26 protein-coding genes and 1 pseudogene are annotated in these 21756 nt (G+C 42.8%); 22 read left to right on the top strand and 5 right to left on the bottom strand.

All coding sequences use genetic code 11. The annotated features are described in order from the left end of the window. Nucleotides 1–23 precede the first annotated feature (23 nt). The 3 genes from ACY3LV_RS16875 to ACY3LV_RS16865 all read right to left on the bottom strand — a co-directional run bounded on the left by ACY3LV_RS16875 (nucleotide 24) and on the right by ACY3LV_RS16865 (nucleotide 2803). Nucleotides 24–1316: an MFS transporter gene (locus ACY3LV_RS16875; protein WP_333560517.1), complete on the bottom strand. Its 1293-nt coding sequence runs from the start codon at nucleotides 1314–1316 to the stop codon at nucleotides 24–26. A 75-nt stretch (nucleotides 1317–1391) separates the two neighbouring features. Further along, the gene (locus ACY3LV_RS16870) at nucleotides 1392–1886 is read right to left on the bottom strand and encodes a L,D-transpeptidase family protein (protein ID WP_333560692.1); all 495 of its coding nucleotides are present in this window, start codon (nucleotides 1884–1886) and stop codon (nucleotides 1392–1394) included. A 56-nt stretch (nucleotides 1887–1942) separates the two neighbouring features. After that, complete coding sequence (locus ACY3LV_RS16865; protein WP_464864197.1) at nucleotides 1943–2803, bottom strand: metallophosphoesterase; 861 nt, start codon at nucleotides 2801–2803, stop codon at nucleotides 1943–1945. Between the two features lie 144 nt (nucleotides 2804–2947). Between ACY3LV_RS16865 and fadH the strand changes: the two genes are divergently transcribed. From fadH to ACY3LV_RS16800, 13 genes and pseudogenes are all read left to right on the top strand, one after another. Next, nucleotides 2948–3712: a 2,4-dienoyl-CoA reductase gene (gene fadH, locus ACY3LV_RS16860; RefSeq protein WP_333560515.1), complete on the top strand. Its 765-nt coding sequence runs from the start codon at nucleotides 2948–2950 to the stop codon at nucleotides 3710–3712. A gap of 63 nt (nucleotides 3713–3775) precedes the next feature. Next, a complete protein-coding gene (locus ACY3LV_RS16855; protein ID WP_333560514.1) occupies nucleotides 3776–4999 on the top strand; it encodes an EAL-associated domain-containing protein in 1224 nt (407 codons plus the stop codon). 788 nt (nucleotides 5000–5787) lie between these two features. Next, nucleotides 5788–6027 (top strand): YkuJ family protein, encoded by a 240-nt coding sequence (locus tag ACY3LV_RS16850; protein ID WP_003218671.1) that lies wholly within the window; start codon nucleotides 5788–5790, stop codon nucleotides 6025–6027. Between the two features lie 110 nt (nucleotides 6028–6137). Then, nucleotides 6138–6656, top strand: a complete 519-nt coding sequence (locus ACY3LV_RS16845) for a ribonuclease H-like YkuK family protein (protein WP_087991024.1) — start codon at nucleotides 6138–6140, stop codon at nucleotides 6654–6656. A 133-nt stretch (nucleotides 6657–6789) separates the two neighbouring features. After that, entirely contained in the window at nucleotides 6790–6987 is a 198-nt protein-coding gene (abbA, locus tag ACY3LV_RS16840) for an AbrB antirepressor AbbA (RefSeq protein ID WP_010886502.1), read from the top strand. A 138-nt stretch (nucleotides 6988–7125) separates the two neighbouring features. After that, nucleotides 7126–7569, top strand: a complete 444-nt coding sequence (gene cbpB / locus ACY3LV_RS16835) for a cyclic-di-AMP-binding protein CbpB (protein ID WP_010328502.1) — start codon at nucleotides 7126–7128, stop codon at nucleotides 7567–7569. A 146-nt stretch (nucleotides 7570–7715) separates the two neighbouring features. Next, a complete protein-coding gene (gene ccpC, locus ACY3LV_RS16830) occupies nucleotides 7716–8597 on the top strand; it encodes a transcriptional regulator CcpC (protein WP_087991026.1) in 882 nt (293 codons plus the stop codon). Between the two features lie 111 nt (nucleotides 8598–8708). Continuing rightward, complete coding sequence (locus ACY3LV_RS16825; RefSeq protein WP_148963733.1) at nucleotides 8709–9185, top strand: flavodoxin; 477 nt, start codon at nucleotides 8709–8711, stop codon at nucleotides 9183–9185. Further along, nucleotides 9175–10067: pseudogene (locus ACY3LV_RS16820) on the top strand (WD40/YVTN/BNR-like repeat-containing protein). The gene ACY3LV_RS16825 and the pseudogene ACY3LV_RS16820 overlap by 11 nt, the downstream one beginning before the upstream one ends. Before the next feature lie 15 nt (nucleotides 10068–10082). Next, on the top strand, nucleotides 10083–10538 hold the full coding sequence (locus ACY3LV_RS16815) for a flavodoxin (protein ID WP_333560512.1): 456 nt from the start codon (nucleotides 10083–10085) through the stop codon (nucleotides 10536–10538). A gap of 104 nt (nucleotides 10539–10642) precedes the next feature. Then, nucleotides 10643–11353, top strand: coding sequence for a 2,3,4,5-tetrahydropyridine-2,6-dicarboxylate N-acetyltransferase (gene dapD, locus ACY3LV_RS16810; RefSeq protein ID WP_087991030.1), 711 nt, complete (start codon nucleotides 10643–10645; stop codon nucleotides 11351–11353). 70 nt (nucleotides 11354–11423) lie between these two features. After that, the gene (locus ACY3LV_RS16805) at nucleotides 11424–12548 is read left to right on the top strand and encodes an N-acetyldiaminopimelate deacetylase (protein WP_333560511.1); all 1125 of its coding nucleotides are present in this window, start codon (nucleotides 11424–11426) and stop codon (nucleotides 12546–12548) included. A 61-nt stretch (nucleotides 12549–12609) separates the two neighbouring features. Next, nucleotides 12610–12855: a YkuS family protein gene (locus ACY3LV_RS16800; RefSeq protein WP_148963729.1), complete on the top strand. Its 246-nt coding sequence runs from the start codon at nucleotides 12610–12612 to the stop codon at nucleotides 12853–12855. Nucleotides 12856–13092: 237 nt separating this feature from the next. Here the strand turns inward: ACY3LV_RS16800 and ACY3LV_RS16795 are convergent, their stop codons facing one another. Continuing rightward, nucleotides 13093–13896, bottom strand: a complete 804-nt coding sequence (locus ACY3LV_RS16795) for a mechanosensitive ion channel family protein (RefSeq protein WP_148963728.1) — start codon at nucleotides 13894–13896, stop codon at nucleotides 13093–13095. A gap of 243 nt (nucleotides 13897–14139) precedes the next feature. On the opposite strand from ACY3LV_RS16795, the gene ahpA reads away from it, so the two are divergent. The 3 genes from ahpA to rok all read left to right on the top strand — a co-directional run bounded on the left by ahpA (nucleotide 14140) and on the right by rok (nucleotide 16243). Next, complete coding sequence (gene ahpA / locus ACY3LV_RS16790) at nucleotides 14140–14682, top strand: biofilm-specific peroxidase AhpA (protein WP_003245371.1); 543 nt, start codon at nucleotides 14140–14142, stop codon at nucleotides 14680–14682. Between the two features lie 68 nt (nucleotides 14683–14750). Then, a complete protein-coding gene (locus ACY3LV_RS16785; RefSeq protein ID WP_148963727.1) occupies nucleotides 14751–15209 on the top strand; it encodes a TlpA disulfide reductase family protein in 459 nt (152 codons plus the stop codon). A 449-nt stretch (nucleotides 15210–15658) separates the two neighbouring features. After that, nucleotides 15659–16243: a transcriptional regulator Rok gene (gene rok, locus ACY3LV_RS16780; RefSeq protein WP_333560510.1), complete on the top strand. Its 585-nt coding sequence runs from the start codon at nucleotides 15659–15661 to the stop codon at nucleotides 16241–16243. 42 nt (nucleotides 16244–16285) lie between these two features. Here the strand turns inward: rok and ACY3LV_RS16775 are convergent, their stop codons facing one another. Continuing rightward, nucleotides 16286–17251, bottom strand: a complete 966-nt coding sequence (locus tag ACY3LV_RS16775; protein WP_333560509.1) for a sporulation protein — start codon at nucleotides 17249–17251, stop codon at nucleotides 16286–16288. A 135-nt stretch (nucleotides 17252–17386) separates the two neighbouring features. Between ACY3LV_RS16775 and ACY3LV_RS16770 the strand changes: the two genes are divergently transcribed. Genes ACY3LV_RS16770 through moaD form a run of 6 tightly spaced genes read left to right on the top strand, consistent with a single transcriptional unit; the run spans nucleotide 17387 to nucleotide 21547 of the window. Beyond that, the gene (locus ACY3LV_RS16770; RefSeq protein ID WP_148963724.1) at nucleotides 17387–17986 is read left to right on the top strand and encodes a molybdenum cofactor guanylyltransferase; all 600 of its coding nucleotides are present in this window, start codon (nucleotides 17387–17389) and stop codon (nucleotides 17984–17986) included. A 50-nt stretch (nucleotides 17987–18036) separates the two neighbouring features. After that, nucleotides 18037–19056, top strand: coding sequence for a MoeB/ThiF family adenylyltransferase (locus tag ACY3LV_RS16765; RefSeq protein ID WP_464864196.1), 1020 nt, complete (start codon nucleotides 18037–18039; stop codon nucleotides 19054–19056). Between the two features lie 17 nt (nucleotides 19057–19073). Then, entirely contained in the window at nucleotides 19074–20366 is a 1293-nt protein-coding gene (locus tag ACY3LV_RS16760) for a molybdopterin molybdotransferase MoeA (RefSeq protein WP_464864195.1), read from the top strand. Then, the gene (mobB, locus tag ACY3LV_RS16755) at nucleotides 20327–20848 is read left to right on the top strand and encodes a molybdopterin-guanine dinucleotide biosynthesis protein B (protein WP_333517712.1); all 522 of its coding nucleotides are present in this window, start codon (nucleotides 20327–20329) and stop codon (nucleotides 20846–20848) included. The genes ACY3LV_RS16760 and mobB overlap by 40 nt, the downstream gene beginning before the upstream one ends. Next, complete coding sequence (locus ACY3LV_RS16750; RefSeq protein WP_289347062.1) at nucleotides 20848–21321, top strand: molybdenum cofactor biosynthesis protein MoaE; 474 nt, start codon at nucleotides 20848–20850, stop codon at nucleotides 21319–21321. Before mobB ends, ACY3LV_RS16750 begins: the two co-directional genes overlap by 1 nt. After that, nucleotides 21314–21547, top strand: coding sequence for a molybdopterin converting factor subunit 1 (moaD, locus tag ACY3LV_RS16745; protein ID WP_333560506.1), 234 nt, complete (start codon nucleotides 21314–21316; stop codon nucleotides 21545–21547). The genes ACY3LV_RS16750 and moaD overlap by 8 nt, the downstream gene beginning before the upstream one ends. The last annotated feature ends 209 nt before the right edge of the window (nucleotides 21548–21756 follow it).

Raw genomic sequence — 21756 nt, 5'->3', positions numbered from 1 at the left:
AAAAAACGCATTTATAACCTATATTATACAGATCTTGCTTTCTTTTTGGGCTGCTCTTGAAATGCTTCTTGAACATTCACTTCCACAGCCTGTGCACTGTATTTTGGCAGTGCTACAAAATAAAAAATAAAAACAATCAAGGTGATAACGCCCATGCCGTAATAAAGATAATCAATGTTTGAAACGAACTTAGGGAATAACAGCGCAACTAAGCCGAGTGTCAGAGACTGTGCAAACATCATAAAAGGGTCCTGCAAGCCGCTTACACGTCCCATCAGCTTAGGGTGAACAATCTTTGGCATCCAGCCTCCGATAGCAATGTTGACCGGTCCGATGCACATTCCCAGGGCAAAGGATGCCGCGTAATAGACCCATAAAACATTTGTATAGCCGAGGACGAAAATCAACAAACCTGCAATGAAAATCGGTATCGACATTAAAAAGTGCGGCTTCACTTTTCTAGAGATGATCGTGCCGATTACACTTCCCGCCAGCAGCCCAACCCCGAGTGCGATCGTAAATACAGACGTGTGCCACTCATAACGGTCAGGCGCCAATCCGTATTTCATTGTAAACATTGGTAATACGGCGAATCCTCCGTTGACAAATCCAAAAATGAAGAAACCGAAAATCAGAGATGCCAGCAGTTTGTTTTTTGAAATATAGAGAATGCCTTCCCTAAAATCATTTATTGAATCTTTAACAGAAGCTTTTCTCCAGCTGAATGCACCGTTTGGCTGCCGGGCTTCTTTCGGAATTCGGCAGCTGCGGATCAGGAGCCCGGAAATGATAAAGCTGACAAAATCGAGAATAATGGCGCCTTCAATGCCGATTGTGTTGTACATAAAAGCACCTATTCCGACTCCGAACACCATAAAAATACTAAAAAGCATCTGATTAAGCCCAGCAGCTTTCGCATAATGCTCCTTCGGCAAAATGGCTTGTACTAAACTGTTTTCTGCCGGAAAGAAAAACTTCGTTACAGCGCTTCTGACAAATAAAATACAGAAAACAAGAGGAATATTGCCGGTAAATAAAGTGAAAAAAAGGACGACAGTCAGGCCTGCTCTAATCCAATCGCAGTTTTCCGCTACCTTTTTTCTGTCAAACCGGTCTGCGACGACTCCCACGATCAGAAATACAAATACGGTCGGGAGAGAATACATCAGCTCTGCCAAGGTCGTATATGAAGGCTGACTGCTGAAGCGGTCCAGCAAGAAAAAAGCAAATGCCATGTTGCCTACTGTCGTGCCCATTTGAGAAGCGAGTGCTGCGAAAAATAGACGAACAAAATTACGATTTTTAAATATATCCATAAAAACGCTCCTTACCCTAAAGGTCCCACTTTATCATATTATAAACCGCCTGTTTTTGAAACAAATAAGAAAACATTACCGGTTAATGGTGACTCTTGTTCCGTTTGGCACAATTGAAGCGAGTTCGATCACGTCTTTGTTATGCATGCGAATACAGCCTTTAGAAACAGCCTTGCCAATCGAAGCGGGATTATTCGTCCCGTGTATTCCATAGTGCTGTTTTGAAAGGCTTAGCCAATAAGCGCCAAATGGGCCGCCGGGCTTGCGCTGGCGGTTAATAATGTAAAACTCGCCAGTAGGCGTTTGCGTTAGTATTTTACCAACGGCGATGGGATAGGTTTTCATGATTTGATTATTCTGGAACAGCGTAAGGGTCTTCGCTCCGATTGAGACTGCAATATGATACGGAATCGTATTAGGGTCCGGCAGGCCGGGTATGACAATGGACTGTCCCGCAGTGATCCCTGCCTGCAGTGACGGATTAGCCTGTATTAATGCAGCGGTGCTGATTCTGAAATCAGCTGCGATGCTGTTCAGTGTATCACCTTGCTTCACCTGGTACGTAAGCAGTTTCCTCATCCTCCTTTTTTACTTATAAGTATTGATGAGGAGTCCATCCTGCTACATTAATTTATGCTTTTTAAGGTAAAGACAGTGATTTCAGGTTTGGCTAGAAACCGCAAAGGCAGTCTGGTCATCCCAAGGCCGCGGTTTACGTAAATATGAGTGCTGCCTGTTTGATACATTCCTTCTGTGTAGACCTTTCCATATGGAGGCGTAATAATCGGTCCGTAAAAAGGCAGCTGAATCTGGCCGCCGTGTGTATGCCCAGAAAGCTGAAGATTCACCGGATACCCTGTTGTTTTCAAGGCTGCATCTGGTTCATGGACGAGCAGAATGGAAAATAGTCTGTCACTTAGTCTTGAGAGGATGCCTTCATAATCTGGGTTTCCGAGCATTAAATCATCAAGCGATGCAATCTCGATTTCGCTGCCATCTGCAAGCGACAATGTTTGATAGCCATTGCGGTATACAGTAAAACCGCCGGCCGTCATCAGGCTCTTGTAAACGGCAGTTCCATAGCCTCCGTGATCATGATTGCCGTAAATACAAAACTTGCCAAAGGGCGCATGTAGTTTTCTCAATAATGGAATGACTGCCTGGTGTTGCTGGTACGTATCAGGATTATCGATGATATCACCGGTAAAAACAATGAGATCAGGTTTACATTCATTAATTGACAGGATAACAGTCTTTAAATCTTCTAGAGTAAAAGAATCACTTAAGTGTGTATCACTGAACTGCACGATTTTAAAACCGTCAAATCCGTGCGGGATGAGAGAGTTTTTTATTGTGTGTTCGGTTGTCTCAATCATATGCGGCTCCAGATATCTGGCATAGCCGTAACCTCCGCAGGCCGTTAAAGCCCCGGCAGCAAGAGCACCGAACATTCCTTTCAAAAATTGCCTTCTGGATATCTTTTTCATTTCAAACCAACCTTTAATAGAGTTTTTCTATTATATCATCTGTATCTTGAAAAAATCTCATGTGAGCATGTACTGACAGAGGCAGGCATATAATGATAGAATAATATTGAATGAATACTCATTCATAACAGAGGGGGGAGAAACATGGAAAAAAAGACGGTTATTATTACCGGCGGGTCAAGCGGCATGGGAAAGGCGATGGCAAAAAAACAGGCTGAATTAGGCTGGTATGTCATGGTGACAGGACGGAACCAGGAAGCACTAGAGGATACGAAAAGAGAAATTGAGACCTTTGAGGGGCAAGTCGCCTGTTTTCAAATGGATGTCCGTTCTGATTCAGCCGCTTCAGACATGATGACAGAAGCAATAAAAGCCTTTGGACGGCTTGATGCGCTGATTAACAATGCGGCCGGAAATTTTATTTGCCCGGCAGAAAAGCTGACACCAAATGGATGGAAAGCCGTTATTGAGATTGTTTTAAACGGCACATTCTTTTGCAGCCAAGCTGCAGCCAGACATTGGATCGAACAGCAACAGAAGGGTGTCATTTTAAATATGGCCGCCACATACGCTTGGGGAGCGGGAGCGGGGGTCGTTCATTCCGCTGCAGCCAAAGCAGGGGTATTGTCACTGACAAGGACGCTGGCCGTGGAGTGGGGGAGCCAATACGGAATCCGCACAAACGCGATAGCCCCCGGCCCTATTGAACGAACAGGCGGTGCGGAGAAACTATTTGAATCGGAAAAAGCGATGACCCGTACCATGAACAGTGTACCGCTCGGCCGGCTGGGCACACCGGAGGAAATCGCCGCTTTGGCTGCGTTTTTGCTTTCTGACGAAGCATCTTATATAAACGGGGATTGTATCACAATGGATGGAGGACAATGGCTGAATCCTTATCCGTTTTAAAGCATATTAATCTTTGGATTCAATGTGGTATAATCAGACAAAGATAGAGAAGCAGGTGATAACATGTTGGATCCACTTGATATTTTAACGAACATTGATGATGTCCTTCCATATTACCAGGCGATTTTCAGTGCCGAGGAACAGAAGATCATCGGATATGAGGTGCTTGGACGAATTCTGGCAGATTCAGAAATCCAAAGTCTCGGACCCTTCTTTTTAGACGCTGGGATACCCGAAGAATATAAATTAGAGGTTGATAACAGAATTATCCGCCAAGCTCTTGACTGCTTTTTAGAGGCCGATTCTGATCTGCTGATTTTTATGAATCAGGATGCCAATCTGCTGATGCTTGATCATGGTGAAAGCTTTCTGGAGCTTCTGAAAGAGTATGAAGCAAAGGGGATCGAACTTCATCGTTTTGTGCTTGAAATTACGGAGCACAATTTTGAAGGGGATATTGAACAGCTCTACCATATGCTTGCCTACTATCGTACATACGGAATTAAAATCGCAGTTGATAACATTGGGAAAGAAAGCAGTAACCTGGACAGAATCGCACTGCTTTCACCAGATCTGTTAAAAATCGATTTGCAGGCGCTTAAAGTATCACAGCCGTCACCGTCATATGAGCATGTGCTGTACAGTATATCTTTATTAGCGAGAAAAATCGGTGCGGCGCTGCTGTTTGAAGACATTGAAGCGAACTTCCAGCTTCAGTACGCTTGGAGAAACGGAGGCCGTTATTTTCAGGGGTATTACTTGTTGTCTCCATCTGAAAAGTTTCTAGAGAGAGATGTGTTGAAGCGAAGACTTAAGACTGAATTTCACCAATTTATTACACATGAGAAAAAGAAGCTTGAAACCGTCCATGAGCACTCTGAACAGTTTTACAAACGAGTGCATCAAGCTGTGATATCTTTAAGAAAAAACAATCTGTCTTCTGATGATGACTTTATTAAAAAGCTGGCGGAAGAGCTGACAGATTGCAGCTTTAGAATTTACATGTGTGATGAAGAAGGCGATCAGCTGACGGGAAATGTGTTCAAACAAGATGGAGAATGGATTTACCAGCCGGAATACGCGGAAAAGAATTGGAGCTGGCGTCCTTATTTTTTGGAGAACATTATGAGAATGAGAAATCTCAGAAAAGGGTTTTTCAGTGATCTGTACAGTGATTTGGAAACAGGTGAAATGATCAGGACGTTTTCGTATCCGATGGATCATCAGATGTATTTATTTATAGACTTGCCCTATTCTTATTTATATGAGCAGGATGGGTTGATTTAAGCGGCTGAAAGGCCGTTTTTTTTTATTAAATTGAAAAAAATATGTAAAAACGATTGACATTGATACTGATAATCATTATCATTTGTTTATAGAGAGAACCTACTCTCTGTTCCCCAACCCCTCTATCAGATCAAGATCCGAAAAAGCTTGGCGCTACCCCCGCCAAGTTTTTTTATTTACCAGAGCATAAGACAATCCACTGAAGCAATAAATCTTACTAGTGGAAAACGTTGAACGCCGGAGGAACAGAAATGGTAATTAGGAGCTGTGGGCTGTTGCTTTGATTTTCCCACGCCCCAATGCGGAAGCGGCCGTGCAAGGCCTATTAGGCAGCGAATTTCGCCGTGATGCCCACTCTGAATCATTCCATGTTCCAGTCGTTTAACTTTCGAAGCTAGAAGACATGAAAAACTGTTTTACGATCTCGTATCTCCAGTATGACGGTCCAGGAGTTTAACCTAGAGGGACTCGAAAAGGGCGGGCCGATTTCAGATTTCAGAGAACGCCGGAGGAATTTGCATCAGGAATATCAAAAGAAAATGTTTAGGAAGTTGCAAATAGGCTTTTTGATTCTGCGGGTATATCAAAAAAATCATAATTGTGTGCATGACATTCAAAAAAAAGCCTCAAACTAATTAAAAATCGTTTTTTCACTTTTTTTCTTTTCTTAAATTCAGCAGGGAAAATGCCATCCTGTCCGACTTTATGGTATGATGCTCAATAGAACTTGTATTATAATAAATACTTGTTGATTTGAAGTTGCTTTTTGAAAGGAGTCTTTTTTTAGAATGTCACAATTAATGGGTATCATCACACGGCTGCAAAGTCTGCAAGAAACAGCGGAAGCGGCTAACGAGCCAATGCAGCGTTATTTCGAAGTAAATGGTGAGAAAATATGCAGTGTTAAATATTTCGAAAAAAATCAAACGTTTGAGCTGACGGTTTTCCAAAAAGGTGAAAAACCTAACACATATCCGTTTGATAATATCGACATGGTTTCCATCGAAATCTTTGAACTTCTTCAGTAAGATTCCTGAAATAGGGGGAACCAGCTCCCGCTTCTGCAAAAAGTAATCGCAATAAACGATAAGGAACATACTTGTTTCATGGTTGTAAATCCTTGAAAAGGAGTGTCAGCATGGCTGATTCTTTTCTGTTTTATAATCTTTCAGAAGCACAGATGACCTTTCAAGATGTGATGGAGCGGCTTAAAGCCTTTATTCGAAAGGACCCCCGTTCCTCCTATGTGTTATCTATTGGAACTGATTCACAGGTTTACCGCGATTACACAAAGTTTATTACCGCATTACATTTGCATCGTACAGGCAAGGGAGCTTGGGGCTGCTTGAAAAATCATACAGTCGACAGACCCATACATAGCCTTCGGGAGAAGATTTCGTTAGAAACGGCGTACAGCCAAGAAACGGCCGCTTATATTCTTGATGGACACTTAATGGATATTACCGATCTGCTCCTGCCCTTTACCGGTGAGGGAGCGGATCTTACCTTTGAGGTTCACTTGGATATTGGGAAAAAAGGGCTTACAAAAGAACTGATTCAAGAAATGACAGGACGCATCACTTCCATGGGGATTGAGGCAAAAATTAAACCGGATTCATACACTGCCTTCAGCTATGCAAATCGTTTCACAAAATAATTCCGGCTGAAAAGCCAAGGGAATTGTCGAATTATGCGGTTGACGTTTGTTTTCTGATTACTTATTCTAGCGGTAGAGCTGAAAGTAAGTTGTCTTGCTTTCAGAGGTATTCAGTATAAAACAGGGGGCCTGATTGCGAATGAGTCTTATCGGTGAACGATTTACAGAAGAAGAACAAAAACTTCTGCTGAATATCCTGATCAACCATGAGTATGCTATCGAGCTTTTAAGCAGTGAGATCAACGATATAGAGACAGGAACCAAAAACGTTGACGGAACCACCTACAAAAAACTTGTAACACTATACGACCGATTTCGATTTGAAAATTAATGGAGCACTCTATAATTGATACTCGTATAAAGAGTATCTTTTTTATTGAAAGGAAACTTTTCGACAAATATTGATAAAGTTTATATTATTGTAGTATAGGGAATGTATTGTTGATGAAAATGAAAAGGGGTCGAAAACATGATAAGCTTACAATCAGACCAGCTTCTTGAGGCAACAGTCGGACAATTTATGATTGAGGCGGACAAAGTAGCGCACGTTCAAGTCGGCAACAACCTTGAGCACGCGTTATTAGTGTTGACAAAAACCGGATACACAGCCATCCCGGTTCTTGATGCTTCCTATCGTTTACATGGTTTAATCGGTACAAATATGATTATGAACAGCATTTTTGGGCTTGAGCGAATTGAGTTTGAAAAGCTTGACCAGATTACAGTTGAGGAAGTTATGCTGACAGATATTCCGCGCCTCCATATAAATGATCCGATTATGAAGGGATTCAGCATGGTCATTAATAACGGATTTGTCTGTGTTGAAAATGACGAACAGGTGTTTGAAGGGATTTTTACGAGAAGAGTGGTATTAAAGGAGTTAAATAAACACATACGGTCATTGAATAAGTAGGCTTTGCAGCCTATTTTCATTATATTGGCAGAGCAACAAAGAAAGCGCATACATATTTTAAACCGGAAAAGGACTTGAATCAGCCCCAGAGAATTCATTAGAATGGGAGATAAGAAAAACTTATTGATCATAAAAAGGAGGACGACATGCAGCTTCAAGAGCTTCATATGCTCGTAGTTTTAGCTGAGGAGTTAAATATGAGAAAGGCGGCGGATCGGCTTTTTGTATCTCAGCCGGCTTTATCTCAGCGTTTACAAACGATTGAAAAGGCGTGGGGCACAAAAATCTTTTTACGATCTCAAAAAGGATTAACGGTAACCCCAGCCGGTGAGAAAATCATTCAGTTTGCGAATGATGCAACGTTAGAGCAGGAAAGAATAAGAGAAAATATTGATGAGCTCGAAGGTGAAATTCACGGCACATTGAAGCTTGCTGTCGCCTCAATAATCGGCCAGCATTGGCTCCCTAAAGTCCTGAAGACGTATGTGGAAAAGTACCCGAATGCAAAGGTCTCGCTCATTACCGGCTGGAGCAGCGAAATGCTGAAAAGTTTATATGAGGATCAGGTTCATATCGGCATTATAAGAGGGAACCCTGAGTGGAAGGGCCGTAAAGATTACTTAATGACAGATCACCTGTATTTAGTGGACACTGAAATTTCCTGCATCGAAGATATTGCCCATACAGAACGGCCGTTTATCCAGTTTAAAAGCGACAGCACTTATTTTCAGGAAATTCAGCACTGGTGGCATCAAAAATTTAAAACGTCGCCAAAACAGACGATATTGGTTGATCAGATTGAAACGTGCAAACAGATGGCGCTGCATGGAATCGGTTATGCCATTTTGCCGTCAGTTACTCTTCAAAACGAAGATAAAGTCAATAAAATGCCTCTGTTAGACACAAAAGAGCATCCGATTGGACGGGATACATGGCTATTAGGCTATGAACCTGCCTTTGAGCTGAAGCAAGTTCAAGCTTTTGTTCAAGTCATAAAGGATATGCTGGATCAGGAAAATCCATTTTAAAAGACAGCGATATGCTGTCTTTTTTAATTTGTGTATTGACAATGAAAATCATTATCATTTAAAGTGATATATATGATATTGAAAATCATTATCAATTGATGAGGTGATAACATGGCTAAAGCCTTGATTACATATGCCAGTATGTCAGGAAATACAGAAGACATTGCGGCTGTTATAAGAGATACATTTCAGGAATATGAGTTGGACATTGACTGCATCGAGATAGATGATGCGGATGTATCTGCTCTGACATCCTATGATTACGTGCTGATTGGCACTTATACATGGGGAGACGGCGATTTGCCTTACGAAGCGGAGGACTTTTTTGAAGAGGTCAAACAGCTTCAGCTTAATGGCTTAAAAACAGCCTGCTTCGGATCTGGCGATTATTCTTATCCAAAGTTTTGTGAGGCGGTTAATTTGTTTAGTGCCATGCTGCAAGAGGCGGGGGCTGCTGTTTATCAGGAAACTTTGAAAGTCGAACTGGCGCCTGAAACAGAGGAAGATGTGGAAAGCTGCCGAGCGTTTGCGAGAGGTTTTCTTGCATGGGCAGATTATTTGAACAAGGAAAAAATCTATGTTTCATAAAGGAGCGACTGCTGTCACGGCATCGGTATTTTCTGGTTATTTTGTGGCGGTACAAAGAGAAGGCATTTTTCATTATTCTTTGGAGCAGGGCTGGAGAAAGCTTTTTCGTTTGAAAAGCAAAATACATTGCATCAGTTACATAGGGCCTTACTTATTTGGCGTCGGTGAAAAGGGCACGGTGATTCGCTCGTCTGACGAAGGGAAAACCTGGACGATATCGAGTTTTCCGACAAATGCAGCAGTGTGGGCGATTACCGGACGAAACGACGGGTTTGTCTGCGCTCACGGCAAGCATTGCATTTATGTATCGGATGATTTTGGGGTTTCGTGGCGCGTAGCCAAACCTTTTGCAGAATTTGATCACCCGCCTGTTATTCGTTCATTGTGTCTGCGCGGCGGCAGTCTTTTCATCGGCACGCAAATACACGAATATCTTGGAGGCATTTGGGCTTACGATTTTAAACGTGACACTGTCCAAATCGTTAAAAAGAAGAAACCCGGATGACGGCATCCATGCTCGTGTTCAATGAAAATTGGCTGGTGGCGGCGATGGGGTCTGTGAAAGGAAAGCACGGTGCTGTCACTGTACGGAATATGTTGACTGACGAAGAATTCACTATACAATCCAGCATGATTAGAAAAGAAGAATCATTCCTTGATATTTCAGAGGATGATGGAATTATATATGTTACAACAACGCAAGACGAAAATGGTTATTCGAGAATTTACCAGGCTGATCTCGGAGCCAGGTCGTTGAAATGGTTCGATACCGTTAAGGGGCATGGATGGAGAGTGGCCAATCGGAAAGAGAATTTCTTTTGTGCAGGCTTGTATGAATGTAAATTTGTCCAGCCGTACGAAGTTTCAGCAATGATTCATTAGAGGAGGAAAATAGAATTGGGGAAGATTTTGCTCGTTTATGCAACAATGTCAGGCAACACTGAAGCAATGGCAGATTTGATTGAGAAGGGGCTTCAAGAAGTGGAAGCGGAAGCAGACCGTTTCGAAGCGATGGATATTGATGATGCACAGGTGTTTAACGATTATGATCATATCATTATGGGAACCTATACGTGGGGAGACGGAGATCTGCCTGATGAATTTTTAGACCTTGCTGATGACATGGATGAGATTGATTTTTCCGGCAAAACATGCGCTGTATTCGGTTCCGGTGATACAGCATATGAATTTTTCTGCGGAGCAGTTGATACGCTCGAAGCAAAAATAAAAGAATGCGGAGGCGAAATTGTGCTGCCTTCAGTTAAAATCGAAAATAATCCAGAAGGTGAAGAAGAGGAAGAATTAATGGAGTTCGGGAGACAATTCGCAAAGAAAAGCGGATGCGCTGTCTAATCGCCCAATGGGAACTGCTAAAGCGGCTGTTCCTTTTTTTCTTGTTTTTGCATCTTTCCTTTGATACAGTAATGAGGTAGAAAATCAGGAGGAGGACTTTACATATGAAAATGATGGACGCAAATGAAATTATTTCATTTATTCAAAATAGTACAAAATCTACACCTGTAAAGGTTTACGTGAAGGGTGAGCTGGAAGGAATCAATTTCGGCGAATCTGCGAAAGCTTTTATCAACGGAAACACTGGTGTCGTTTTCGGTGAATGGAGCGAAATCCAAACAGCAATTGAAGAAAATCAAAGCAAAATCGAAGACTATGTGGTTGAAAATGACCGCCGCAATTCTGCGATTCCAATGCTTGACCTTAAAAATATCAAAGCGCGTATCGAGCCAGGCGCGATTATCCGTGACCAAGTTGAAATCGGTGATAATGCAGTCATCATGATGGGTGCCTCTATCAATATCGGTTCAGTCATCGGCGAAGGTACAATGATTGATATGAACGTTGTCCTTGGCGGACGAGCTACTGTCGGTAAAAACTGCCATATCGGAGCGGGTTCTGTACTTGCGGGCGTTATTGAGCCGCCATCCGCTCAACCGGTTGTTATTGAAGACGATGTTGTGATCGGCGCAAATGCTGTTGTTCTTGAAGGCGTAACAGTAGGTAAAGGAGCCGTTGTTGCTGCGGGCGCGATCGTCGTAAACGATGTTGAGCCATATACTGTCGTTGCGGGAACACCTGCTAAAAAAATCAAAGACATTGATGAGAAAACAAAAGGCAAAACTGAAATCAAACAGGAATTACGCCAGCTGTAATAAATCGTTTGATGAAAAAAGGCGTGGATGATATATCCACGCCTTATTCTTATAGGCAGGAGGAATGAAAATGAAGAAAGAGGAGCTCATTGCAATCCGCAGAGATCTGCACCGTATACCGGAGCTTGGATTTCAGGAGTTCAAAACCCAGCAGTATTTATTAAATGTATTAAAACAATATCCGCAAGACAGAATTGAAATTGAGAAATGGCGAACAGGGCTTTTTGTAAAGGTGAACGGGACAGCGCCGGAAAAAATGCTGGCATATAGAGCGGATATCGATGCGCTTTCCATTGAAGAGCAGACCGGTCTTCCATACGCATCAGAGCATCACGGCAACATGCACGCCTGCGGCCACGATTTGCATATGACGATTGCACTCGGCATTATTGACCATTTTATTTACCACCCGGTAAAACATGATTTGCTCTTTCTGTTTCAGCCGGCAGAGGAAGGACCTGGCGGCGCGGAACCAATGCTTGAGAGTGATGTATTAAAAAAGTGGCAGCCTGATATCATCACCGCACTGCATATTGCTCCAGAGCTGCCCGTGGGCACGATCGCGACAAAAAGCGGACTCCTTTTTGCCAATACATCAGAGCTTGTCATCGATCTGGAAGGAAAAGGGGGACATGCGGCCTATCCGCACTTAGCCGAAGATATGGTTGTAGCGGCAAGCACACTCGTCACACAGCTGCAAACGATCGTCTCTAGAAACACAGATCCGCTGGACAGCGCGGTTATTACGGTGGGTACCATTACAGGAGGCTCAGCACAAAATATCATTGCGGAAACAGCTCACTTGGAAGGCACGATCCGCACGCTTTCTGAAGAATCGATGAAACAGGTAAAAGAACGGATTGAAGATATAGTGAAAGGAATCGAAATCGGATTCCGCTGCAAAGGAAAAGTGACATATCCGTCTGTGTATCACCAAGTTTACAATACGAGCGGACTGACAGAAGAATTTATGTCTTTTGTTGCTGAACATGAACTGGCAACAGTAATCGAAGCAAAAGAAGCAATGACTGGAGAGGATTTTGGCTACATGCTGAAAAAATATCCAGGCTTCATGTTCTGGCTCGGTGCCGATTCTGAACACGGGCTTCATCACGCGAAGCTGAATCCTGATGAAAATGCGATAGAAACAGCAGTTAACGTCATGACAGGTTATTTTTCTGTTTATGCCAATTAAGTACAAATGAAAGAATAAAATTCCAAGAAATGAGCACTCTAGTAAGCGGAGGTGTTCAATAATGGCAAAAAAAATTGGAATTGAACAATCGTTATCAGATGTAGAAGCCGCATTAAAAGAAAAAGGATATGACGTTGTAATGATGAAAAGCCCTTCCGATGCAAAGGGCTGTGACTGCTGTGTCGTAACAGGCCTTGATCATAATGTGCAAGGAATAGCCGATACGGTAACACAAGCACCTGTCATTACAGCTTCCGGGATGACTGCTGAAGAAATTTGCAGCGAAGTTGAAAGCAGAATTCAGTAAATGAAAAACCGAAGCGAAAAGCTTCGGTTCCAGATTGTTGACAAAATGCTAAAATGGTTTTCATTTTAGCATTTTGTCATCTTTTCAGCGTGATTGAAAATCTTTGAAGTCTAGGAAGGACGAGCATTGGAGCACAGCGAATGTAGGAATTCGTGAGCACCAACGCGCAGGACTGACAACGAATGCGAGGGTTTGTCGACACGCTGAAACCGAAGCAAAAAGCTTCGGTTCTTTTATTTACTCTGTTTCTTTAGGAAAAGCGCGGTCAAGAGCGGTTTTTATTTCCTTTCGAAGCACTCGCTCGACTCGCCACTGCTCCATATTTTCTGTTTTGGCAATGACTCTGATCACAATTTCGGAAGTACCCAGTTCTTGAATCCCAATGACATTAGGTCCTTCTTTTATTTGCGGAAGAGCGGCTGCCGTTTCATCGCATACTTGCTGTAAAATGTGAATCGTTTCATCAATGTTTCTTTCAACCGGCACTTTAATATCAACCAGTGCCTGCATGATTCCCCGGGAATGATTGCTTACGTTTGTAATGTTTCTATTTGGGATGTAATGCAGTGTTCCGTCAAAGCTGCGGATTTGAGTTGTTCTTAAGCCAACCTGTTCGACAATCCCGTCAAAGGTGGAAACCGTAATATAATCTCCGACATCCAATTGTTTTTCAAGCAGAATAAAAAAACCTGTCACAATGTCGCTGACAAGCCCTTGAGCGCCAAATCCGACAGCTAGGCCGACAATTCCTGCTCCCGCTAAAAGAGCGCTTGGATTGTAATGAAACAAATCCAGAACCATGACGAAGAATATAAAAATCAATATGTAAGAAAATATGTTAAGAGTCAGACTTTGGAGCGTATATGCACGTCCTTTAGACAAGCTGTTCTGCTCCTCGAATTTTGCAAACAGATGCTTAATAATTTTCATGCTAAATGATCGAACAATAAAGTAGAGAAAGATCATAATGACGAGTTTAACGAGCAGAACACTGGCATTTGTAATAAGTCCCGCCCAATCGTATTTTTTAATAAAATCCATGTTGGAGCTCCTTTTCTGAAGTGATTGCTGCGTATTGAGATTTGTTACCCCATGTTTGACCATGTTAAACTGTTTATTCAAAAATGTCCCAGCCAAAGATATCTATAATTTGTTAAAAATTGACTCGGAAAATCTGCTCCTTTATAATGGGCATTGTGATGTTATTAACGAAATATGGGTAAACACCCTTTATTATCATGTGATTCCGGCTTTTAAGCCAAACTATAAATTGGAGGGATACATATGGCAGAGCGTATGGTAGGTAAACAAGCTCCTCGTTTTGAAATGGAAGCAGTCCTTGCAAGTAAAGAATTTGGCAAAGTAAGTCTTGAGGAAAACATGAAAAACGACAAATGGACAGTGCTGTTCTTCTATCCAATGGACTTCACTTTCGTTTGTCCGACGGAAATTACAGCAATGTCTGACCGCTATGATGAATTTGAAGATCTTGATGCCGAAGTAATCGGAGTTTCAACTGATACTATCCATACTCATTTGGCGTGGATTAATACGGACCGTAAAGAAAATGGTCTTGGCCAGCTGAAATATCCGCTTGCTGCTGATACTAACCACGAGGTATCCCGTGAATATGGCGTTTTAATTGAAGAAGAAGGGGTGGCTCTGCGCGGATTGTTTATTATCAATCCTGAAGGGGAGCTCCAATATCAAACTGTTTTCCATAACAACATTGGCCGGGACGTTGATGAAACGCTTCGTGTTCTACAAGCGCTGCAAACTGGCGGACTCTGTCCGGCCAACTGGAAACCGGGCCAAAAAACACTTTAATTCTTTCTAAGAAGGAAAAAAGGTCTAACATATTCGTTAGGCCTTTTGTTTAATAGGAGGGTAAAGCAATGAAATTACGTCAGCCAATGCCTGAATTGACTGGGGAAAAAGCTTGGTTCAATGGTGAAGTAACAAGAGAGCAATTGATCGGAGATAAGCCGACGCTTATTCATTTCTGGTCCATCAGCTGCCATCTATGCAAAGAAGCGATGCCGCAAGTGAATGTATTTCGTGATCAATATCAAGATAAACTGAACGTTGTAGCTGTGCATATGCCTCGTTCCGAGGATGACCTTGACCTCGGCAAAATTAAAGAAATAGCTGATGAACATGATATCACTCAGCCGATTTTTGTCGACAGTGATCATGCTTTAACTGAGGCATTTGAAAATGATTATGTGCCTGCATACTATGTGTTTGATAAAGCAGGACAGCTCCGTCACTTTCAAGCTGGCGGGAGCGGGATGAAAATGCTTGAAAAACGTGTGAACCGCGTTCTGTCTGAAACAGAACAGGATTCTGAATAATTCTTCATAAAAAACCTGATCTCATCAGGTTTTTTTATTTGTACAAGAAAGTAATCGAAAAGGTAAGAAGATTATTTTTCCAAATTTGGGTATAGTGAAAGATGATTTATTGGATTGATACGCTAAAAAAACAGCTGATTTTTTATGTTTTTCCACAATTTTAGATAAATTTCATATGCCATAACTCGAAAATTGTAGATAATACACTAAATTTCATTAAAGAAGTAAGTAAAATATATATTTTCAACATTATACCAAATGAACTTGAAAGGCGATTAACCCCTTGAGAATAAAGAACTCTTTTGAAAAGTTAATATTTTTCAGAAAATAAGGAATTTTTCATAGAGTAAATATAATAGTAAAATGCTAAAATAATAGTTGATAAAATTACTTTTGTAATCTAATATCTTAATTAAAGATGTTAATTTTGATAGGGGGTACATTGAGGAATGTTTAATGAAAGAGAAGCTTTGCGCTTGCGGTTAGAACAATTAAATGAAGCTGAAGTGAAAGTCATTCGTGAATATCAAATCGAACGTGATAAAATATACGCAAAATTAAGAGAGCTGGACAGAAATGGAAGCCCTTCCGAAATCAAAAAGGATTTTCGTTCTGAAAAAAAACCTGACTCTTTGCCGGTTCTCGCTGAGCTTGCGGCTCAGGAAATCAGAAGCTATCAGCCGCACTCACAGCAGCAGTCTGTTCAGCCTCAGCTTCAATCTGCTTCCTCTCTTCCTGCCGGTATACCAGACGGAACAACACGAAGAAGAAGAGGAACGGCAAGACCCGGATCAAAAGCAGCTAAGCTGCGCGAAGCTGCCATTAAAACTTTAAAACGCCACAACGCGGCGATTAAGAGCTCCGAGCTTCAAAAAGAGATTGAAAAAGAAAGCGGTCTTGAAATCCCTAATATGACAACATTCATGCAAAGCTTAATTAAAATGTATCCGGAAGTGAAAAAGCCGTATCGCGGCCAGTACATTTTAGAAGGCGAAATCGAATCAGCTGAATCTGCAGAATCAGCAAATGGATAAACATACAGAAAAACTGCTTGGCGTAGGGCGCAAGCAGTTTTTTTATTGGTTTTTTTTCTGTGAAGATTTAGTTTCTCTTTCAAGATTAAGCTTATAGACCCATTTTTGATAAGGCTTTTCCTCAACAGCTCTGCTTTTCAGTTCTTCGATTGTATGGCTCATGGCCTGGTCTGATGATTGGGCGCGGGCGAGCTGTTTTTGAAGCGCATGTATCTGTTTGGTGACATCTTCAAGTATAGTATCTACATGATTTGGCTGCTCGTAGACCGCTGGAGCTTCTTCTTCTGTTTTTTCTTTTTGTTTCGTGCCGCCATCAATATCGGCAAAATGAGAAGCAATCCAGGCATCACTTTCATCAAGCTGCCGTTTATACGATATAATAGTTTCGTGAAATAATTTTTCTTTTGTTTTTTCTATTTCGAGCAGCCTTTCTTTCGTTTCTATGATTCGATCTTTCATATGATCGACTTCTATTTTAATATGTTTTAGCTGATATTCTTTTTCTGCCATTTGCTCTTTTAGACGGCCGTTTTCGGTTTTCATCTTTTCGGTTTGCTGTTTTGCCTGAAGCAATGCGTTCTGTTCCTGCTCAATAGAGGCCTGAAGATGGCTGAGTCGTTTTTGCAGATTTTTATTTTCTTCTTCCATTTTAATTTTAGCAATATGAAGTTTATGTTTTTCTTCGATTTCAGCTTTGCGTTTATAGGTTTCAGCAGAAAGGAGCTCTTGCAACGCAACGATTTTATCAAGTAGTTCAGCTCTTATTTGATGCAGGGTTTGGCTGGTGTGGAAGGCGTGTTTTTCTTTCGTTGACATTTGTGTTAATTCGGCAGACAGCTGCTGAAGTTTTTCTTTCATATCGTTATTTTCTTTGAGCAGTTTGTTATTTTTCTGATGGAAGTAGGTTGCTTCAAGTTCGGAAATAAGCTTATGGCATCTTGAAAGCTCTGATTTTAAATAAAGGTTCTCCTGAGACACGTCATGGAAAAAAGGACCTGATCTTTTCATTCGAACCATCTCCCTCATGATGTTAACACTACAATATGCAAATACTGAACAGCTATTCCTCTTTAATAAACAGACAAGCAGTGGCGTTGGGACCTTGCTTTTGCTATGCTTTTAACGAAATAGGGGTGAGATGATATGGAGCATATAAACGTACTGCTGGCAGGAGGAGCCTCACGGCGCTTTGGAGAACCGAAGGCGTTTGTGAAATGGAGGGGCAAGATGTTATACGAATGGGCTAAAAATGCGCTTGGAGAACATGCGGTTATCATCAGCCGTCCTGAGTTTATTGATAGATTTCAAGAAAACGGTGAAAATGAAGTGTATCAAGATGCTGAGCCATTTCAAGGCATGGGGCCATTGGCTGGTATATATACCTCTTTTAAAAAGACAGACGGCGAACTTTATACTGTTCTTTCCTGTGACACGCCGCTGATCCAAAGAAGGACGATGCTGGAGCTCGAGCGTCTGATGACTCCCGGTACAGACGCGGTCGTCCCGATTTCAGACGGACGGGAGCAGCCGTTGATTGCAATTTACCATAAACGAATCATGCCCATTCTATATGATCAGCTTTCTGAGAAGAGATTAAGAATATCAGATTTGTTAGGCCGAATTTCGGTTTGTTACGTACAGGCTGAAGAAATTGGAGCAAACCCGGCGGAGTTTATCAACGTGAATACACGTGATGATTTCAGCTGTTTGGAAGAAAAAACGAACTCCTTTAAGCGGGACTGATGGGGCAAAAACATGTTAAGATGACATAAAAGATAAGGAGAACAGGTTTGATGGAGGAGCGTTATTCGCGGCAAATTAGATTTAAGCAAATAGGGGAAGAGGGTCAGAAAAGACTGGCAGACAGCCATGTGCTGGTTGTCGGTGCAGGAGCGCTCGGGACTGCAGGAGCTGAAGGGCTTTCGAGAGCGGGGGTCGGTGCCATTACAATCATTGACCGTGACTATGTGGAGTGGAGCAATCTGCAAAGGCAGCAGCTTTATACAGAAAGCGACGCCAAGCTCCGCATGCCGAAAGCCATGGCTGCCAAAGCGCATCTATCAGCGATTAACAGCGGAATACATATTGAGGCATATGCTACCGAAGGAACAGCCGAAACGCTCGGACCGCTGATTGAAAAAGCAGATGTCGTCATCGACGCGACAGATAATTTTGAAACCCGCATGCTGATAAACGACCTTGCCCAGAAAACAAAGACACCGTGGGTCTATGGCGCTTGTGTAAGCAGCCAAGGGATGTTCATGACGATCGTTCCGGGAGAAACCCCATGTCTGTCTTGTTTGTTTGAACAAATTCCTGTCGGCGGGGCGACGTGTGATACTGCCGGCATTATTCCGCCCGCTGTGCATATCGTTTCGGCCTATCAGCAGGCTGAGGCTTTAAAACTGTTAACAGGGCAAACAAAAGCGATACAGCATGGGTTTGTGACGTTCGATGTTTGGAACAACTCACACATGAAGATTAACGTTAATCATGTGCGCCGTGAGGATTGCCCGTCTTGCGGAGCACAAGCCGTTTATCCTTATCTCCAAGACTTGAACACACCAAAAGCCGCTGTACTGTGCGGCCGTGATACAGTCCAGGTAAGGTCGGAGTCATTAAAAAGAATTCCGAAACAGGAGCTCATCGAGCGGCTTAAAACAATCGGCAAGGTCGAGGCCAATGCGTTTTTAATGCATATTTTTTATGAGGACTTCAGAATCGTCATTTTCAATGACGGACGGGCACTGGTGCATGGAACAAATGATGTGAAAGAAGCCAATTCCGTGTTGGCAAGAGTAATTGGATTGTAACAACAGGAGGGGTCAGAATGCTGGAGAAAAGAACACCAATTCCGGTAGACGAGGCAGTTCGGCGTGTCAGCCATTTTCAAAAACAAGGGGAAACAGAATGGGTGGCGCTTGAAGACAGCCTTCATCGATTTTTAGCTGAAGATGTAACAGCGGATCACCACGTACCCGCATTTGACCGTTCGCCATACGACGGTTTTGCTGTCAGAGCGTGCGATACGGCTGGAGCTTCACGTGAGAATCCCGTTCGGTTTGAGGTCATTGACCATATTGGAGCGGGGGCTGTATCTGGAAAAGAACTTGGCCCGTTTCAGGCCGTGCGGATTATGACTGGCGCGCAAATTCCCGAGGGAGCAGATGCTGTCGTCATGATTGAGCTGACTCAAACCTTTGAAGAGAATGGGAAGGCGTTTATGTCTTTAAAACGTCGCTTTCAGCCGGGAGACAATATTTCAAAAACAGGTGAAGACGCCCAAAAAGGGAGCGTTTTATTGAGAAAAGGCACCAGAGTGACACCAGGAGTGACTGCGCTTTTAGCAACCTTCGGATACGCATCTGTGCCTGTCGTGAGAAAGCCTGTTGTCGGGATTATTGCAACCGGCACCGAATTGCTGAATGTCAGTGATCCGCTGGAGCCGGGAAAAATTCGCAACAGCAATGCCAGCATGGTGTATGCGCAAGTAATTGAAGCAGGCGCATCACCGCTTTATCTAGGGAAAATTTCTGATGATCTGGATAAAAGCTTTGCCGCGGTCGAAGAAGCGATGAAAAAGGTTGATTTTCTGATCACAACTGGCGGTGTGTCAGTGGGTGATTTTGACTTTTTGCCTGCGATCTATGAAAAACTCGGAGCGGACGTGCTCTTTAATAAAGTTGCCATGCGCCCGGGCAGCGTGACAACGGTGGCGCATGCAAACGATATGCTGCTGTTTGGCCTGTCAGGTAATCCGTCAGCATGTTATGTCGGCTTTGAACTGTTTGTCAAACCAATGATCCAGACATGGCTGCTCAATGAAAAAACGCATTCGATTTGTGCGGAAGCGGTTTTGACCAAGGATTTCCCAAAGCCGAACCCATTTACCCGATTTGTTCGTGCTTTCGTGTACCATCAGGAAGGAAAGCTGTTGGCGGAACCCGTCGGATTGGATAAGTCCAGCTCCGTCACGTCACTTGCAGAAGCAAATGCGTTTATTATCCTGCCGGGCGGCACGAGAGGATATGAATCAGGCAGAACGGTTCAAGCGCTGCTCATCAGAGAAGAGAATGGAAGTGAATGGCCTTGGTCCGCCCTTTCCCAATCGTCCAAGTCGTAGGATTTCAGAACAGCGGGAAAACAACGTTTATCGAGCGTGTTCTGGAAAAAGCCTCAGAACAGGGGCTCAATTTAGGCTGCTTGAAGCATCACGGTCACGGAGGTGAACCGCAAACGTTCACTAAAGGGAAAGACACTGATCGTTACCAAGCGGCAGGTGCTGGTGTGACAGCAGTAGAAGGTGCTGGTGTGTTGCAGCTGACAGCCCGCCGCAAATGGGATTTGCCGCGCCTGATCGAGTTATATCGGTTTCTCGAAATAGACTGCCTTCTGATTGAAGGCTTTAAAAAAGCCCCTTATCCTAAAGTGGTTTTACTAAACGAAAAGGAAGATCTAGAAGCACTGCAGGCAGTTAATACAATCGCCATCATCTATAGAAAAAAAGAGCATATAACGGAGCGTCATGGATTACCCGTTTTTCATGCGGATGATCCGGTTGCCGTGGATTTTGTGCTTTCACAGCTGAAGGGGGAATCTGCGTAATGGAACGGTTTGAGGTCACAAAAACACCCATTATTACGGAAGACATCATCAAAAAAGTGGAGAAACGGGAAGCTGGGGCAATTACCACATTTATTGGTACGGTTCGGGAATGGACCAACGGAAAAAGAACGGTTCGGCTTGAATATGAGGCATATGAACCGATGGCTGTGCAAATGCTGGCTCAAATCGGAACTGAAATCGAAGAAAAATGGGAAGGTGCTTCAGCTGCGATCACACATCGTATAGGTGTGCTGGATATCGGTGAAGCGGCGGTTGTCATCGCTGTATCCTCTCCCCATCGAAAAGCTGCTTATGAGGCCAATGAATATGCGATCGAACGAATCAAACAGATTGTGCCGATTTGGAAAAAAGAAATTTGGGAAGATGGTGAGCAATGGATCGGCGACCAGCTTGAAACAACAGCTTATCCGAACGGAAAACCAGATTTAAGCGAGGGAGAGCGGCATGATTAAAATTCTTTTATTTGCAGGGCTTGCGGAACAGGCCGGCACACAAGCATTGGAAATAGATATGGAACAAGCAACGACAGACGAAATAAAAGCGAGTTTAAAAGAACAATACGGCCTCGAATCCATTGATACAGCTATGATTGCCGTTAATGAAAGCTATGTAAAAGAAAATACCTCCGTATCTTCAGGGGACACGGTAGCCATCATTCCGCCTGTCAGCGGGGGATGAGACCGGACGGCATTCAGCCGTCCGGTTTTTCTGTATTTCATTCGCATATTCCCAAGCACCCCCAGCATACAATGATTTTCTGTAAGCGTTTATTTTACATAAGTAACTCCCTATAAAGTAGGAGACTCACCCCATCATTAGACTGAATTTTAAAAAAACAATAGAAATTTATTTCGGGTATCGATATAGTAAAGATGATAATAAATGGA

The sequence above is a fragment of the Bacillus sp. 11C genome (assembly GCF_055486375.1).
Note: the sequence above shows the minus strand (reverse complement) of the source record. Positions and strands in the feature narration are given on the sequence as shown.